The following is a 16,170-nucleotide window of genomic DNA, read 5'->3' as shown; positions in this document are numbered from 1 at the left end:
GGTGCAGTGGTCACTGCGATCGTGTTCGTCAAGGCCGACGTCGCGCGCATCCACGAGGTGGCCGAGACGATCGCCGCGCTGGACGGCGTCAGCGAGGTGTACTCCATCACCGGCGACCACGACCTCATGGTGATGGTCCGGGTGCGCCGCCACGAGGAGCTCAACGACGTGATCCCGGGCCGCATCAACAAGGTCCCCGGCATCGCCGGCACCGAGACCCACATCGCGTTCCGCACCTACTCCCAGCACGACCTGGAGCAGGCCTTCTCTCTCGGCCTCCCCGACGCCGACTGACTCTGCGGCCAGGGCCTGTCTAGAAGTGGCCTCGGTCATGCTCGCGAACGCGTGAGCTGGCCGGTGGAGCGAGGCCGGAGGCGAGCGGAGCCGGCCAGATCGCGAAGCGATGCCGCGTTCGCTCAGTGCCGGTCACGTAGCGAGCCGCCAGGCGAGCGAAGTGGGCCGGGACTGTGAGCACACAGACTAGGCGCCGACGACGAGGGCGATGCGGTCGATGCCGCCTCCGCAGGGGCGGGCGGCGTAGCCGGGCGCTTCGCGGTACACGGCGCCCGGCGGCCAGTTGGCGGTGTTGGAGGCCATCACGCGGCCGGGGGCGTTGACGACGAACGCGGGCGCGGGGATCTCCCGCAGCGCCGGGACGACCTCGTTCTCGAACGTCCGGGCGAACACGTCGGCGGCCGCGACGCCCGCGAACTCCCCGCCGGCGCGCACCGGCGCCGACAGGGTCAGGACGTACTCGTCGCTGCACAGGTAGTCGACGTAGGGGCCGCAGACGGTCTTCTCGGCGCCGCTCCGCGGTCCCGTGAACCACTCCCAGTCGGTGTAGTCGTACAGGACGCTGCTCTCGGGGTTCAGGTCGCGCAGCAGCTGGGACGGCCGTCCGGCCGGGCCGGTCTGCCACCACTCCATGTACCAGGCGGCGTCGGCGAGCAGGCCCGGCGCGGCGATGAACCCCAGGCCGCAGACGAGCGGGCCGAGATGGGAGATCAGCAGCGGGCGCAGCGCGGCGAGGTCGGCGCGGGCAGGGGCGCGCCCGGCGCGGCGGACGTCATCGAGGCAGCGCGCCGTCGCGTCGCGCACCTGGGCCACGGTGGTGAAGACGCCGTCCAGGGTCGCGCGGACGTGGGCCGCCGCCGCGCCGACGGCCGGTGGCTCGGCGGGCATGGGTCCCCCTCGGGGTCTCAGAGTGCGAGCCGTCGTTCAATCAGACGTTCTACCGCATTCGAGACGTGGCTTTCAGCTACATCGCGCGCTCCGGCGCCGTCGGCGGCCTCGATCGCCTCGACGAGCCGGGCGTGCTCGGCCTCGACGGGCCCGCGCCGTTCGGGCAGGTCGTGCGCGGCCCAGATCAGCGGCCCGATCTCGGCCTGGAGCCGGATCTCCTCCCGGGTGAGCCGGCCGGACTGGGAGGCGGCGGCGATCTCCAGGTGGAAGCGGCCGTCCAGCCGGCACATCCCGGCGCCGGGGTCCGCCCCGGCCATCTCCTCCAGCGACCGCCGCAGCCGCCGGACGTCGCCGGGCAGCGACCGTGCGGCGGCGAGCCGGGCGGCGGCGCCGGCGACGGCGGCGTAGTGGTCGCCGAGATCGCGGAGCTCTTCCGCGCTGAGCGAACGCAACCGCTCGCCGAGGTCGAATGCCCTGGCAGGAGCCCGGACGAAGCTGCCGCCGCCGCGCCCCCGGCGGGTCTCGATGAGGCCTTGCTGACGCAAGGCCATCAGCGCTTCGCGTAGTGTGACCGTCGAAACACCGAGATAAGCCGACAGGTCGGTCTCACTGGGCAGCTGCTCGCCGTCCGCGAGGAGGCCGAGCGCGATCGCGTCGCTCAGGCGTCGCACGACGGCGTGCACCCGCGCGGTGTTGTCGACGGGAGCGAACACGACGAGGTGCGCGCTGTCCATGGGCCCCCTCCCGGTGTCGACACAGTGATACCGGAACATCACTTGAACTTAAACCTATGAATCCATATGTTTTCGGTCATGCCGGCTTCAGCGGTGAGGATCCGCGATCTGCGCAAGACATTCGGCCCCGTCGAGGCGGTGGCGGGCGTCGACCTCGACATCGGGGACGGCGAGTTCTTCTCCATGCTCGGCCCGTCCGGGTCGGGGAAGACGACCGTGCTGCGGCTCATCGCGGGCTTCGAGCGGCCGACCTCTGGAACGATCGAACTCGGCGGCAGGGACGTGACCGGACTCGCGCCGTTCGACCGTGACGTCAACACCGTCTTCCAGGACTACGCGCTCTTCCCGCACCTGGACGTGCTCCGCAACGTCGAGTACGGCCTGAAGGTGCGGCGGGTGCCGAAGGCCAAGCGCCGCGAGCGGGCCCTGGAGGCGCTGCGCAGCGTCCGGCTCGACGCGATGCACGCGAGGCGGCCCGCCGAGCTGTCGGGCGGCCAGCGCCAGCGGGTCGCGCTCGCCCGGGCCCTCGTGAACGAGCCGAAGGTGCTGCTGCTGGACGAGCCGCTCGGCGCGCTGGACCTGAAGCTGCGCGAGGAGATGCAGGTCGAGCTGAAGAGCATCCAGCGCAGGGCCGGCATCACCTTCGTGTTCGTCACCCACGACCAGGAGGAGGCGCTGACCCTCAGCGACCGGGTCGCGGTCCTCGACGGCGGCCGGGTCCAGCAGGTCGGCACGCCGGCCGAGGTGTACGAGCGGCCCGCCACCGAGTTCGTGGCCGGCTTCGTCGGGACGACCAACCGCATCGGCGACGTCTGCGTGCGCCCGGAGAAGCTCCACGTCCACGGGGACGGCGCCGCGGACGGGCCGGACGCGGGGGACCGGCACGCGCTCGGCACGGTCGCCGAGGTCGTCTACGCGGGCGCGGTCACCCGCTTCGTGATCGACCTGGAGTCGGGGGAACGGGTCGTCGCGCTGGAGCAGAACCTGCGGACCTCCTCCATGGACGTCATGGGCCGGCGCGGCGCGCGCGTCCGGATCAGCTGGCACGAGGCCCACGAGTTCCACGTGTCGGGGGCCGGCTCCACGCCGGCCCCCACCCCCTGAACCACCCCAGAAAACCCCCGAAAAAACCCCCGAAAATAAGGAGTTCCCCATGTGGTCCACGCGCATGGCGGCCGCCGCTGCGGCGACGCTGGCGATCGGACTGGCGGCCGCCGCCTGCGGCGGCGACTCGGGCGACAAGGCGAGCGGAGCAGGGCAGGGCGGCTTCCCGGTCCCCAAGGTCGCGATGCAGAAGTCGCTCGGCCAGGGCGAGGGCCAGGTCAACCTGGTCGCCTGGGCCGGGTACGCCGAGGACGGCTCCAACGACCCCAAGGTCGACTGGGTCACCCCGTTCGAGAAGCAGACCGGCTGCAAGGTCAACACCAAGGTCGCCGGCACGTCCGACGAGATGGTGACCCTGATGAAGACCGGTGAGTACGACGCGGTCTCCGCCTCCGGCGACGCCTCGCTGCGGCTGATCGCCTCCGGGACGGTCGCGCCGGTCAACACCGGGCTCGTGCCGAACTACGCCGACATCTTCGCCGGGCTGAAGATGAAGCCGTGGAACTCGGTGAACAACGTCGCCTACGGCATCCCGCACGGCCGCGGCGCCAACCTGCTCATGTGGCGCACCGACAAGGTCAAGACGGTCCCCGACTCGTGGGGCGCGGTGTTCGACGCGAACTCCCCGTACAAGGGGAAGATCACCGCCTACGACTCGCCGATCTACATCGCCGACGCCGCCCTCTACCTGAAGACGGCCAAGCCCGAGCTCGGCATCAAGGACCCGTACGCGCTCGACCAGAAGCAGTTCGACGCGGCCGTCGAGCTGCTGAAGACCCAGCACGGGCTCGTCGGCGAGTACTGGTCCGACTACACCAAGGAGGTCCAGGCGTTCAAGAGCGGCGACTCGGTCCTCGGGACGACGTGGCAGGTCATCGCCAACCTCGCCAAGGGCGAGAAGGCCCCGGTCGAGGTGGCCCTGCCCAAGGAGGGCTCCACCGGCTGGTCGGACACCTGGATGGTCGGCGCGAAGGCCAAGCACCCCAACTGCGCCTACAAGTGGATGGACTGGATCGTGTCCCCCAAGGCGAACGCGCAGGTCGCCGAGTGGTTCGGTGAGGCCCCGGCGAACGCCAAGGCGTGCCGGGAGACCGCGGACAAGACCCACTGCGACACCTTCCACGCCACCGACGAGAACTACTTCTCGAAGGTGCACTTCTGGACGACGCCGATCGCCCAGTGCCTCGACGGGCGCAAGGACGTCAAGTGCGTCGACTACTCCAAGTGGACCCAGGCGTGGACCACGATCAAGGGATGACCGGCTCCGCCCTCACCGGCGGGAAGGACGGCCGCCCGGCGCCGGGTATCCGGCGCCGGGCGGCGGCCCTGCTGCACCGCCGCCCGCGGCTGCGCCTGTCGCTGCTGCTGTCGGCGCCGCTCGCCTGGCTGGTCGTCGTCTATCTCGGCGCCCTCGCCGCGATCTTCCTGACCGCGTTCTGGACCACCGACGTCTTCACCGGCGAGGTCGTGCGGCAGTTCACGCTCGCCAACTTCCAGACCCTGCTCGACGAACCGGTCTACCGGACGGTCGCGCTGCGCAGCCTCGGCGTCGCGGCGGCCGTCACCCTCATCGACACCGCGATCGGCTTCCCGATGGCGCTGTACATGGCCAAGGTCGCCAGGCCGCGGCACCGGCCCTACCTGGTGATCGCGATCCTGGCGCCGCTGTGGGCCGCCTACCTCGTCAAGGCGTACGCGTGGCGGGTGATGCTGTCGCAGGGCGGCCTCCTCGACCAGGTGCTGGGCCCGTTCGGGCTCTCCAGCCCCGGCTACGGCCTCACGGCGACCGTGATCGTGCTGGCCTACCTGTGGCTGCCCTACATGATCCTGCCGCTGTACGCGGGCCTGGAGCGGCTCCCGGACTCGCTGCTGGACGCCTCCGGCGACCTCGGCGCGCGCCCGCTGCGCACCCTGCGGTCGGTCGTGCTGCCGCTGGTCTTCCCCTCACTGGTGGCCGGATCGATCTTCACGTTCTCGCTGTCGCTCGGCGACTACATCACCGTGAAGATCGTCGGCGGCCGGAGCCAGCTGCTCGGCAACGTCGTCTACGACAACATCGGCGCCGCCAACAACCTGCCCTTCGCGGCGGCGGTCGCCACGATCCCGGTGGTGGTGATGCTCGGCTACCTCGCCGCGGCCCGCCGCACCGGCGCGCTCAGGGAGCTGTGATGACCCTCTCGCCCGCCGCGCGGATCGCGCTGCGCGTCGTGATGTTCCTCGGACTCGCCGTCATCTACGTGCCGCTGCTGGTCGTGCTGGTCAACTCCTTCAACGCCGACAGCGCGTTCGGCTGGCCGCCGCCCGGGTTCACCGGGCGCTGGTGGTCGCAGGCGCTGCACAACGAGGGCGCCCGGGAGGCCGTCCTCACCAGCGTGAAGGCGGGCCTCGGCGCGACGGCCGTCGCGCTCGTCCTCGGCAGCATGGCCGCCTTCGCGGTGTCGCGGTACCGGTTCTTCGGACGCGAGACGGTGTCGCTGGTCGTCGTGCTGCCGATCGCGCTGCCCGGCATCGTCACCGGCATCGCGCTCAGCAACGCCTTCCAGGTGGTGCTGAAGCCGCTCGGGATCGGGCTCGGCCTGTTCACCGTGATCGTCGGGCATGCCACGTTCTGCGTCGTCACGATCTTCAACAACGTGCTCGCCCGGCTGCGGCGCACGGGCACCAGCCTGGAGGAGGCGTCCGCCGACCTCGGCGCCGACACGTTCCAGACGTTCTGGCATGTCACGTTCCCGGCGCTGCGCTCGGCGCTGCTCGCCGGCGGTCTGCTGTCGTTCGCGCTGTCCTTCGACGAGATCATCGTGACCACGTTCACCGCCGGGCCGGGCGCCCAGACCCTGCCGATCTGGATCTTCAGCAACCTGTTCCGGCCCAACCAGGCCCCGGTGGTCAACGTGCTCGCCGCGGCCCTGATCGTCCTGTCGGTGATCCCGATCTGGATCGCGCAGCGGCTGTCCAGCGGCGCCCGCGGCGTCGCGTGAGCCGGGGCGAGGCGGCGGTGAGCCGGGGCTGAGCGTCAGCCCCGCAGGCGCCGGGAGGCGTCGACCCAGCGGTCGAGGAGGGTGGCGGCGCCTCCCGAATCGACCGCTGCGGCGGCGCGCTCGTAGGCGGCCCCCAGCGTGGCGGTGAGGTCGCCGGCGGGCGGCGCCCCCTCGTAGGCGGTGATCAGCGCGGCGGCGTTCAGCAGGACCATGTCGCGGACGGGCCCCGGCCGCCCGTCGAACGTCTCGCGCGCCACCCGCCCGTTGAACACCGCGTCGGCGCCGCGCAGGTCCTCCGGCTTCGCCGGCGGGATGCCGAGGTCGGCGGGGTCGAACGTCGTCTCCGTCGCCGTCCCGTCGCGCACGACCCACACCGTGGAGGTGCCCGTGGTGGTCAGCTCGTCGAGCCCGTCGTCGCCCCGGAACACCAGCGAGGAGCAGCCGCGCGCGGCGAACACGCCCGCCATCACGCCCGCCATCCGCGGGTGGAAGACCCCGACGGCCTGGGCCAGGGGGCGCGCCGGGTTCGTCAGCGGGCCGAGGAAGTTGAAGACCGTCGGAGTGCCCAGCTCGCTGCGGGTGCGCGAGGCGTACTTCAGCGCCGGGTGGTAGAGCGGCGCGAAGCAGAAGGTGATGCCGACCTCGTCGGCGACCCGGGCGGTGGCCTCGGGGGACAGGTCGATCGCGACGCCCAGGTGCTCCAGCAGGTCGGCGGCGCCGCAGGAGGACGACGCGGCCCGGTTGCCGTGCTTGACGACCCGCACGCCCGCCGCGGCCGCCACCACGGCGGCCATCGTGGAGATGTTGACGGTGTGGCCCCGGTCGCCGCCCGTCCCGACGAGGTCGGCGATGCGGCCGGGCACCTCGATGGGCGTGGCGTTGTCCATCATGCCCCTGGCGAGGCCGGTGACCTCCTCGACCGTCTCGCCCTTGGCGCGCAGCGCCACGGCGAAGCCCGCGATCTGCACGTCGGTGGCCTCGCCGGACATGATGCTGTTCATGGCCCAGGAGGTCTCCTCGCTGGACAGCGAGTCGCCCGACACGAGGGCGTTGAGCAGTCCGGGCCAGGTGGTGCGCGCGTCCATGTCGCCTACAGGGTCGTGGTGGGTGCGTTGTAGGGGCGGTGCGTCGTGCGGGGGGGCTACAAGGCCGGAAGGCGGTTCTGGAGCCGCTGCCGCATGAGGCCGGCGAGGGCGTTCGCGAAGGCCATCGGGTCGATGGGCAGGCCCACCACGGCGTCGGCGCGCGACCAGGTGGCGAGCCAGCCGTCGTCGCGGCGGCCGATGACCGCGAGGACGGGCGGGCAGTCGTACACCTCGTCCTTGGCCTGCCGGCACACGCCGAGACCGCCCGCGGGCTGCGCCTCGCCGTCGACGATCAGGACGTCGACGCCGCCCTGGTCGAGCCGCGCCACGACGGCCGGCTGGGTGGCGCACTCCTCGAACTCGACCTTGGGGAGGTCGGCGGCGGGCCGGCGCCCGATCGCCATCCGGATCTCGGCGCGGGTGTTCGCGTCGTCGCTGTAGACGAGGATCTTCATCGGACTCTCCGGGGCGGTGCTCATGGACGTGAGGGTACCGGGTCGCGGCACTGGTGACACGCTCGGGGAACCCAAGGAGGGGGGTCATGCGTCACTCACTGGATAGGGGCGCAATAATGCTGGCGTGACAGCATCCGCGATAGAGACAACACCTCACGCACGGGCGAACCGTCCCAATCTGGTCAGCGTGGGGACGATCGTTTGGCTGTCGTCCGAGCTGATGTTCTTCGCGGCGCTGTTCGCGATGTTCTTCACGATCCGCTCTGTGACGATCGGCCAGTCCGGCCACCACGCCTGGCCGGGCGCCCCGCTGGACCTGCCGCTTTCGGCGATCAACACGACCGTCCTGGTGCTCTCCTCGGTCACCTGCCAGATGGGCGTGTTCAAGGCCGAGGCGGGCAAGGTCGGACGTGACGGAAGCGTGTTCAACGTGGCGCGCTGGGGCCTGCGCGAGTGGTACGTGCTCTCGTTCCTCATGGGCGCCTACTTCGTCGCCGGCCAGGGCTACGAGTACTCCCAGCTGGTCTCCAAGGACGGCCTCACCTTCTCGTCCTCGGCCTACGGCTCGGTCTTCTACCTGGCCACCGGCTTCCACGGCCTGCACGTCGTCGGCGGCCTCGTCGCGTTCCTGTTCCTCCTGGGACGCACCTACGCCGCCAAACGGTGGACGCACGAGCAGGCGACGAGCGCGATCGTCGTCTCCTACTACTGGCACTTCGTCGACGTGGTGTGGATCGGCCTGTTCTCGGTCGTCTACCTGCTCGACCTCTGAACGACCCGACCGACCCGACCGACTTGACCCGAACGGGGACTTCCGTGAAAAGGATCACCGCATGGCGACGGCGCCCGTGGGCGGGCTACGCCGTCGTGCTGGCGGCCCTGGCGGCGATCGGCGCGATCTACGCCGGCTTCTCGCCGCGGACTGACCGCGCAGAGGCGCAGACCACCGCCCAGGCGGCGCAGGACCTGAAGAACGGCCAGCAGCTCTTCAACAAGAACTGTGCGAGCTGCCACGGGCTGAACGCCGAGGGCACCAAGGACGCCAAGGGCAACCCGATCGCCCCGAGCCTCATCGGCGTGGGCGCCGCGGCCGTCGACTTCCAGGTCGGCTCGGGCCGCATGCCGGCGGCGAACCCCGGCGCGCAGATCCCGCGCAAGACGCCGATCCCCGAGTTCAACACCTCGCTCAAGACCGACTACGAGGAGAAGGACAAGCGGGAGGCGGCCGAGAAGCAGAAGGCGCAGGCCGAGAAGAACCTGTCCGACCTGAGCGCCTACGTCGCCTCGCTCGGCGGCGGCCCGGCGGTCCCCCCGGCGTCGGCCGTGGACCCGAAGACCGGCAACGTCGCGCTCGGCGGGAAGCTGTTCCGCACCAACTGCGCGCAGTGCCACAACTTCACCGGCCAGGGCGGCGCTCTGACCGGCGGGAAGTACGCGCCCTCGCTGTCGAACGCCGACGTCACGCCCACGCAGATGTACGAGGCCATGCTGACCGGCCCGCAGGCGATGCCGGTGTTCAACGACACCACGCTCACGCCGAAGGACAAGCAGGCGATCATCGCCTACCTCGTCCAGACGCGCGAGGAACCGAACCCCGGCGGTAACGGCCTCGGCCGCATCGGCCCGGTGACCGAGGGGCTGGCCGGCTGGCTGGCCGGCATCGGCCTGCTGGTCCTGGCCGCCATGTGGATCACCGCGAAGAAGCCGAAGAAGCTGAAGAAGTCATGAGCGACGACAACAAGGACACGGCGGGCCGGCCCGGCCCGCGCGAACGCGTGATCGGCACGCCGTCCCCCGCGCGGGAGAAGGCCCTGCTGGCCGAGGACGACATCTCGGCGCCCGCGGGCGTGGGAGACCAGCTCGACGAGGCGTCGGCCAAGCGCGCCGAGCGGATCGTCGCGACGCTCTTCCTGGTCGCGTTCGCCGCCAGCGTGGCGTTCATCGCCTACTTCATCGGCTGGAGCGGCCGCGACGGCGGCATGCACGGCGTCAGCCGGGCGCGCGAGAGCAACCTGTGGCTCGGCGGCCTGATGGCGCTGTCGTTCCTCGCGCTTGCCTTCGGCGTCACCATCTGGGTGCGCCGCCTGATGACCAGCAAGCCGATCGTCCAGGAGCGGCACGAGCTGGCCGCCGACGAGGAGACCCGGGCGGCCTTCACCGAGGACTTCCTGGAAGGCGCCGACGACAGCGGCATCACCAAGCGGCCCCTGCTGCGCCGCACGCTGCTGCTGGCCGCCGCGCCGCTCGGCCTGGCCCCGCTGGTGCTGCTGCGCGACCTCGGCCCGCTGCCGGAGAAGCGGCTCCGCCACACCTACTGGGGCGAGGCCGTCAAGAAGGCGCAGGCCGAGGGCAAGAAGGGCGCTCGCCTGGTCGTGGACGGCACCAACAAGCCGCTGCGGGTCAGCGACTTCTCCTCCCCGGGCTCGATGATCACCGTCCTGCCGGAGGGGATCGAGGAGGAGCTCCCCGAGGACCAGGTGCTGACCCAGAACGCCAAGGCCGTCACCATCCTCATCAACATCCCCGCGGACCAGTTCAAGCCCGCCAAGGGCCGCGAGAACTGGCACGTCAACGGGATCGTCGCCTACTCCAAGGTCTGCACGCACGTCGGCTGCCCCGCGGCCCTGTACGAGCAGACCACCCACCACATCCTGTGCCCGTGCCACCAGTCGACGTTCGACGCCACCGACGCGGCGAAGGTCATCTTCGGGCCGGCGGCCCGGTCGCTGCCGCAGCTGCCGCTGTCCGTCGAGGACGGGTACCTCATCGCCACGAGCGACTACCACGAACCCGTCGGACCGAGCTTCTGGGAGCGCGGATGAGCGAGGCGACAGCTCCGAAGGCGGTCGAGGCGCCGCTGACGTTCCTCGACGACCGCCTCGGCTCCACCACCTTCTTCAAGCGGAACATGAAGAAGGTCTTTCCGGACCACTGGTCCTTCATGCTGGGCGAGATCGCCCTGTACTCCTTCATCATCCTGCTGCTGACCGGGACGTTCCTGACGCTCTGGTTCCAGCCGAGCATGACGGAGACCGTGTACAACGGCTCGTACACGAAGCTGCAGGGCGTGAAGATGTCCGAGGCCTACGCCTCGACGCTGCACATCACGTTCGACGTGCGCGGCGGCCTGCTCATGCGGCAGATCCACCACTGGGCCGCGATCCTGTTCATGGCGTCGATCCTCGCGCACATGCTGCGCGTGTTCTTCACCGGCGCCTACCGCAAGCCGCGCGAGCTGAACTGGCTGATCGGCATCGGCATGTTCACGCTGGGCATGCTGGAGGGCCTGTTCGGGTACTCGCTGCCCGACGACCTGCTGTCCGGCACCGGCCTGCGCATCACGCAGGGCGTCGCGGAGTCGATCCCGGTGGTCGGAACCTACATCTACATGTTCCTGTTCGGCGGCGAGTTCCCCGGCCAGGACATCGTCCCGCGCCTGTACATGCTGCACATCCTGCTGATCCCGGGGCTGCTGCTCGGCATGGTCACCGCGCACATGATGATCATGTGGGTGCAGAAGCACACGGCGATGCCGGTCAAGAACCAGAGCGAGCAGCAGGTGTACGGCTACCCGTTCTACCCGGTCTTCATGGCCAAGACGGGCGCCTACTTCCTGTTCACCTTCGGCGTCCTGGCGCTGCTCGGCGCGTTCGCGCAGATCAACCCGATCTGGCTGTTCGGCCCGTACGACCCCGGCGCGATCTCCTCGGGCTCCCAGCCCGACTGGTACATGGGCGTCCTCGAAGGCGCGCTGCGCATCATGCCGAACTGGGAGGTCTCCGCCTGGGGCCACACGGTCAGCTTCAACGTGCTGATCCCGGCGCTGGTCCCGCTCGGCATCGTGTTCGGCGGCGCGGCCGCCTGGCCGTTCGTCGAGCAGTGGGTGACCGGCGACAAGCGCCACCACCACGTGAACGAGCGGCCGCGCAACGCCCCGGTCCGCACGGCGACGGGCATCGCGGCGGTCACCTTCTACGGGCTGCTGTGGGTCGCCGGCGCCAACGACGTCATCGCGGACAAGTTCCACGTGTCGCTGTTCGCGACGACGTGGTTCTTCCGGGTCGCGTTCTTCCTCGGGCCGATCGTGGCGTTCATCGTCACCAAGCGGATCTGCCTGGGCCTGCAGCGCAAGGACGCCGACGTCATCGGGCACGGCGTGGAGGCCGGCGTGATCATGATGTCGCCGGACGGGAAGTTCTCCGAGCGGCACGAGGCGCCGCGCGAGGAGGAGCGGCACGTCCTGCTCTCCAAGGAGAACACCCGGCCCGAGGCCCCGGCCCGGGACGCCAAGGGCATCCCGGCGCCCGGCACCAAGGGGCCGATCGGGCACCTGCGCTCGCGGCTCAACCGCGCGTGGACCTTCGACGACATCCCCGTCGAGGAGCACCCGCACGGCGAGCAGGCCGAGATCGAGGGCGGCGCCACGTCGCACGAGGTCAGGCACTGACCGTTCGCGCATCGAGGGCCCGTCACCGCACCGCCGGTGGCGGGCCCTTCCGCGTGCCGGGCCGCCCGCGATGACCAGGACGCTGTTCGTCACCAACGACTTCCCGCCGCGGCCGGGCGGCATCCAGGCGTTCGTGCACGGCCTCGCCGTGCGGCGCCCGCCCGGTTCGGTCGTCGTCTACGCCCCGGCCTGGAAGGGCGCCGCGGAGTTCGACGCGGCGCAGCCGTTCCCCGTCGTCCGGCATCCGGGCTCCCTCATGCTTCCGGAGCCGGGCGTGCTGCGCCGGGCCGCGGACGTGCTGCGCGCGGAGCGCTGCGACTCGGTCGTGTTCGGGGCGGCGGCACCGCTCGGCCTGCTGGCCCCGGCGCTGCGGCGCCGCGGGGCGCGGCGGCTCGTCGGGATCACGCACGGGCACGAGGCCGGCTGGGCGTCGCTGCCGGTGGCGCGCACCCTGCTGGGCCGCATCGGGGACGGTGTCGACGTCCTGACCTACCTCGGCGAGTACACCCGCTCCCGGATGGCGCGGGCCCTGTCGCCCGAGGCGGCGGCGCGGATGGCCCGGCTCGCGCCCGGCGTCGACGAGACGCTCTTCCACCGGGGCGCCGGCGGGGCGGAGATCCGGGAGCGGCACGGGCTGGCCGGACGTCCGGTGGCGGTGTGCGTGTCCCGCCTGGTCCCGCGCAAGGGGCAGGACGCCCTGCTCCACGCCTGGCCGCGCGTCCTGAAGTCCGTGCCGGACGCCGCACTTCTCCTCGTCGGCGGCGGCCCGTACCGCGGCGACCTGGAACGCCTTGCCGCGTCCCTCGACGTGGGCCGTTCGGTCGTCTTCACCGGCGGCGTGCCCTGGGAAGAGCTGCCCGCCCACTTCGACGCGGGCGACGTCTTCGCGATGCCCTGCCGCACGCGCCGCCGTGGCCTTGACGTGGAAGGCCTCGGCATCGTGTACCTGGAGGCGTCCGCGACCGGGCTCCCGGTCGTCGCGGGCGACTCAGGCGGCGCCCCCGACGCCGTCCTGGACGGCGAGACGGGCCTTGTGGTCCCGGGCCGCTCCGTCCCCGACATCGCCGAGGCCGTGGCGGGCCTCCTCGCGGACCCGGACCGGGCTCGCGTCATGGGGGAGAAGGGCCGGGCCTGGGTCGAACGCGAGTGGCGCTGGGACGTCCAGGCGGCCCGTCTGGGAAAGCTGCTCGTGCCCTGAACGACACCGCCCCCAGGACGAGGACCCGCCCCCGCGCCGTAGGCGGGTCCTCGTCCCAGGGACGGCGGCTCAAAGGCGCCTGAACACGCCGGACCCGCGGGCACGCCGCTCCGGGCCCGGACGCTCGAAGGCGTCCGGGCCCGGAACGGCGCCGCGGGCGCATGCCCCGCCCCCGGAGACCGGTTCCGCGCGGACCGCCCCTGCCGAGACGGGGTGGGCGTGATCCGCCGCCTGCCCGCCCGGCGCCCTCGTGGGGGAGGACCAGGAGACGGGCGCGCCGTGCGGGCCGGCAGGCGGGAACGGATCGGGTACGCGTGGACGGGAGCGCGGGGCACGGCCCCGGCGTGCGGCACCGTGGGGCCCGGCCCCGCGACGGTGCCCGGCCGTGGACGCGCGGGAGGCAGAGGAGGCCCCCGGGCTGATCCCGTGTCGCGGTGATCGTGTCATGGGGCCACCTCCTGCCGCCGCCCGCGTCCATGGCCGCCGGCTTTTCCGACGTTAGGGCCGCCGGCCGCCCGCCGCGGTGGCGTTAACCCGCACTTAATGGGCGGATCAGCCGTCACTAAGCCCGTTGTCCGCCGGAATGTCGATCCGCCCAGGTGGGAGGGGTACCGGAACTCGCGCCGGAAGGCGTGAACCTGTGGCGGCCTCCGTGCGTACAGGTGATGAGCGCAGCCCCGCAGGACGAGAGTCACCGGCCTTTTCTGGCATCGATTGACATCTACGAGGCTTCAGGGGCGTATGCTCCCGGAGTGATCGGGCGGATTCGCGAGAATCCGTTCCGGGGATCGTGGTGGGAGCGAGCGGGCTCCGACATCACGGTCCCGTCATGTCTCAGCGGGACGGCCGCCGGGCGACAGGCCCGGCGGCGCGGAACCTACCGGCGTTCGCCGTGCTCTCCGTCTCCTCCACAGGAGAGGGCATGGCGCGACGCGATTACGGGCATGCGTCCCAGGGCCAAACGCATGCTTCACCGTGGGCCGAGACGCCCGCGCGCCCGTCCACGAGACCCGAGCCCGAGCGGGGGCTCCGGTCCGGGGACCCCCAGTGGCCCGAAGGGTCCTGGTGGTCGGAGCAGCCGGACTGGTCCGAGCGGGGCCGCGGAGCGTCGCGGCGCGAGCCGTCGCGGCGCGAGATCAAGCGCCGCGAGTCCAAGGCCCGCGCGCGCCGTTCCGGCAAGGGCACCGAGCGGCCGCGCCCCCGGGCGCAGTGGCCGGAGCCCGCCGAACGGCGCGGCGACGCCGCGAGCGAGCGTTTCGACGCGCGCGGCAGCTACGACCCCGCGGGCTACGCCGCCCGCACGCGCCGGGACGCCCGACCGGAGCGCCCCGACGCCCGAGGCGAGCGGCCGGCCCCCCGGAACGCGCGGCGGGACGCCCGCACCGAGCAGCCCGACGCCCGCACCGAGCAGCTCGACGCGCGGGCCACGCGGCGCGACACCCCGACCGGGCGTCCCACCCCCCGCGCCGAGCGGGACGCACGGACGGAGCGCCCCGACGCCCGCGGCAAGCCGCGCGACGACCGCACCGAAAGGTTCGATGCCAGGGTCGAGGGGCTCGGCGGGCGCGCGGGACGCTCCGCGAGGGATCGGTCCCGCGAGTTCCCCGCGCGGGGCGGGCGTCCCCGCCGTGCGGAGCCGCCGCGCGCGGGGCGGGACGGCTCCCGGCGCAGGCCCGCCCGACCGGAGCAGCGCCGCCGCCAGTCGCCGCCGCGCCCCGGGCCGAAGGCGACGCCGCGCCGCGGCAGGCGGCCCGCCGACCGGCTGAGCATCGGCGCGATCGTCCTGTCCACCGCGGTCGGGCTGTCCCTGCTGGGCATCGCCGAGCGGGCCCTGCTCGACGGCGGGCCCGTCGGCGGCTCCTCGGGACCGGTCGGCTCGCAGCGCGCGATCCGGCCGCCGAAGCCCGGCACGGGCGGGACACCCGCGCGGCCCCAGCAGCCCCAGCAGCGGCCCGGGACCGGCGGCGGCACGGCCGCCCCTCCGGCGGGACCCGACCTCGGGGTCCTCGCCACGCAGGTCCGCAAGCTGACGCTGGCCCAGCGGGGCGCCGCGGCGCGGCAGGCCTACGGTGCGGCGCTGACGCGGCAGCCGTTCGTGGGCGCCACCCGCCAGAGCGCCGACCGGACCTGGGTCTTCGGCACGAGCGCGATCCCGGTTCCCGAGTCCAGCGCGGCCGGCCCCGAGCTCGCCTTCTACGCCGCCCACTGGACGGGCCGGCAGTGGCAGGTCGGGCTGTCGGGCGCGACGACCTTCGCCGCGCTCCTCGGAGCCGCCCCCGCGAACCTCATGTCGCCGTCGGAGTCGCGGCTCCTGCGCAAGTACGGCGCGCTCAGCGCCGCGCAGGCCACCACGCTCGTCAACGGGACGCGGGCGGGCGACCGGCTGATGCTGCCCTGGAAGACGGGGGAGGCGTGGTCGATGACGACCTCCGACGACGCCGCGTCCTCGCGCCCGCTGGCGTCGCTGGCCTTCTCGGGCGGCGACGGCCGCGTCCTCGCCGCCGGCGCCGGACGGCTCTACCGGTTCTGCTCCGGCCAGGCCGGTGCGGTGGTCATGGTGATCCACCCGAGCGGCCTCGCGTCCACGTACTACGGCATGCGGAGCGTGACCGAGCTGCGCGACGGCAGCGTCGTCGCGCAGGGCGACGCGCTCGGCCGCACCGGCGCCGCCCGGCCCTGCGGCGGGGCGGCCGCGCCGGGCCCCGAGGTCGCCTTCGGGCTGCGCCGCGGCGGCGGGGCGGTCCCGCTCGACGGCGCCGAGATCGGCGGCTGGACGTTCCGCGAGCGCGCCAAGCCGCTCCTCGGCTTCGCCGAACGCGGCGTCCTGCAGGTGCTTCCCGGGGGCCTGCTGGCCAACCTCGGCCCGGTCCCCGCCGCGGACGACCCTCCGTCGTCATCTCCGTCCCCCGGCGCGAAGCCGAAGAAGGACGGCGCCGGATCGGCCGGAGCCCCGGCGCCGGCCGCCACCTAGAACAGGAGTCCGAGCG

At 72.5% G+C, this 16,170-nt stretch carries 15 protein-coding genes; 11 read left to right on the top strand and 4 right to left on the bottom strand.

Annotation, left to right across the window (positions count from 1 at the left end; genetic code table 11):
- Positions 1 to 6 precede the first annotated feature (6 nt).
- On the top strand, positions 7 to 294 hold the full coding sequence (locus BJY14_RS07440; protein WP_173395740.1) for an Lrp/AsnC family transcriptional regulator: 288 nt from the start codon (positions 7 to 9) through the stop codon (positions 292 to 294).
- A gap of 186 nt (positions 295 to 480) precedes the next feature.
- Here BJY14_RS07440 and BJY14_RS07435 read toward each other — a convergent pair whose 3' ends face one another.
- Both BJY14_RS07435 and BJY14_RS07430 read right to left on the bottom strand, forming a co-directional pair.
- Positions 481 to 1,182, bottom strand: a complete 702-nt coding sequence (locus BJY14_RS07435) for a cache domain-containing protein (RefSeq protein WP_179842933.1) — start codon at positions 1,180 to 1,182, stop codon at positions 481 to 483.
- A gap of 17 nt (positions 1,183 to 1,199) precedes the next feature.
- Positions 1,200 to 1,916, bottom strand: a complete 717-nt coding sequence (locus BJY14_RS07430; protein ID WP_179842932.1) for a FadR/GntR family transcriptional regulator — start codon at positions 1,914 to 1,916, stop codon at positions 1,200 to 1,202.
- 78 nt (positions 1,917 to 1,994) lie between these two features.
- On the opposite strand from BJY14_RS07430, the gene BJY14_RS07425 reads away from it, so the two are divergent.
- Genes BJY14_RS07425 through BJY14_RS07410 form a run of 4 tightly spaced genes read left to right on the top strand, consistent with a single transcriptional unit; the run spans position 1,995 to position 5,998 of the window.
- Positions 1,995 to 3,020 (top strand): ABC transporter ATP-binding protein, encoded by a 1,026-nt coding sequence (locus BJY14_RS07425; RefSeq protein WP_179842931.1) that lies wholly within the window; start codon positions 1,995 to 1,997, stop codon positions 3,018 to 3,020.
- 49 nt (positions 3,021 to 3,069) lie between these two features.
- A complete protein-coding gene (locus BJY14_RS07420) occupies positions 3,070 to 4,278 on the top strand; it encodes an ABC transporter substrate-binding protein (RefSeq protein WP_218905181.1) in 1,209 nt (402 codons plus the stop codon).
- Positions 4,275 to 5,189: an ABC transporter permease gene (locus tag BJY14_RS07415; protein WP_179842930.1), complete on the top strand. Its 915-nt coding sequence runs from the start codon at positions 4,275 to 4,277 to the stop codon at positions 5,187 to 5,189. The genes BJY14_RS07420 and BJY14_RS07415 overlap by 4 nt, the downstream gene beginning before the upstream one ends.
- A complete protein-coding gene (locus BJY14_RS07410; RefSeq protein WP_179842929.1) occupies positions 5,189 to 5,998 on the top strand; it encodes an ABC transporter permease in 810 nt (269 codons plus the stop codon). Before BJY14_RS07415 ends, BJY14_RS07410 begins: the two co-directional genes overlap by 1 nt.
- Positions 5,999 to 6,033: 35 nt before the next feature.
- Here the strand turns inward: BJY14_RS07410 and trpD are convergent, their stop codons facing one another.
- A complete protein-coding gene (gene trpD / locus BJY14_RS07405) occupies positions 6,034 to 7,083 on the bottom strand; it encodes an anthranilate phosphoribosyltransferase (protein WP_179842928.1) in 1,050 nt (349 codons plus the stop codon).
- A gap of 56 nt (positions 7,084 to 7,139) precedes the next feature.
- A complete protein-coding gene (locus BJY14_RS07400) occupies positions 7,140 to 7,562 on the bottom strand; it encodes a type 2 periplasmic-binding domain-containing protein (protein WP_179842927.1) in 423 nt (140 codons plus the stop codon).
- Positions 7,563 to 7,662: 100 nt separating this feature from the next.
- Here BJY14_RS07400 and ctaE point away from each other — a divergent pair, with 100 nt between their 5' ends.
- The 6 genes from ctaE to BJY14_RS07370 all read left to right on the top strand — a co-directional run bounded on the left by ctaE (position 7,663) and on the right by BJY14_RS07370 (position 16,154).
- Complete coding sequence (ctaE, locus tag BJY14_RS07395) at positions 7,663 to 8,310, top strand: aa3-type cytochrome oxidase subunit III (RefSeq protein ID WP_179842926.1); 648 nt, start codon at positions 7,663 to 7,665, stop codon at positions 8,308 to 8,310.
- Between the two features lie 44 nt (positions 8,311 to 8,354).
- Entirely contained in the window at positions 8,355 to 9,266 is a 912-nt protein-coding gene (gene qcrC / locus BJY14_RS07390) for a cytochrome bc1 complex diheme cytochrome c subunit (RefSeq protein WP_179842925.1), read from the top strand.
- Positions 9,263 to 10,360, top strand: coding sequence for a cytochrome bc1 complex Rieske iron-sulfur subunit (qcrA, locus tag BJY14_RS07385; RefSeq protein WP_179842924.1), 1,098 nt, complete (start codon positions 9,263 to 9,265; stop codon positions 10,358 to 10,360). The genes qcrC and qcrA overlap by 4 nt, the downstream gene beginning before the upstream one ends.
- On the top strand, positions 10,357 to 11,985 hold the full coding sequence (gene qcrB, locus BJY14_RS07380) for a cytochrome bc1 complex cytochrome b subunit (protein ID WP_179842923.1): 1,629 nt from the start codon (positions 10,357 to 10,359) through the stop codon (positions 11,983 to 11,985). The genes qcrA and qcrB overlap by 4 nt, the downstream gene beginning before the upstream one ends.
- A gap of 70 nt (positions 11,986 to 12,055) precedes the next feature.
- A complete protein-coding gene (locus tag BJY14_RS07375) occupies positions 12,056 to 13,183 on the top strand; it encodes a glycosyltransferase family 4 protein (protein ID WP_179842922.1) in 1,128 nt (375 codons plus the stop codon).
- Positions 13,184 to 14,105: 922 nt separating this feature from the next.
- Positions 14,106 to 16,154, top strand: a complete 2,049-nt coding sequence (locus BJY14_RS07370) for a peptidoglycan DD-metalloendopeptidase family protein (RefSeq protein WP_179842921.1) — start codon at positions 14,106 to 14,108, stop codon at positions 16,152 to 16,154.
- The last annotated feature ends 16 nt before the right edge of the window (positions 16,155 to 16,170 follow it).

The sequence above is a fragment of the Actinomadura luteofluorescens genome (assembly GCF_013409365.1).
GTDB lineage: Bacteria > Actinomycetota > Actinomycetes > Streptosporangiales > Streptosporangiaceae > Spirillospora > Spirillospora luteofluorescens.
This window is presented reverse-complemented; position numbering and strand designations above follow the sequence as displayed.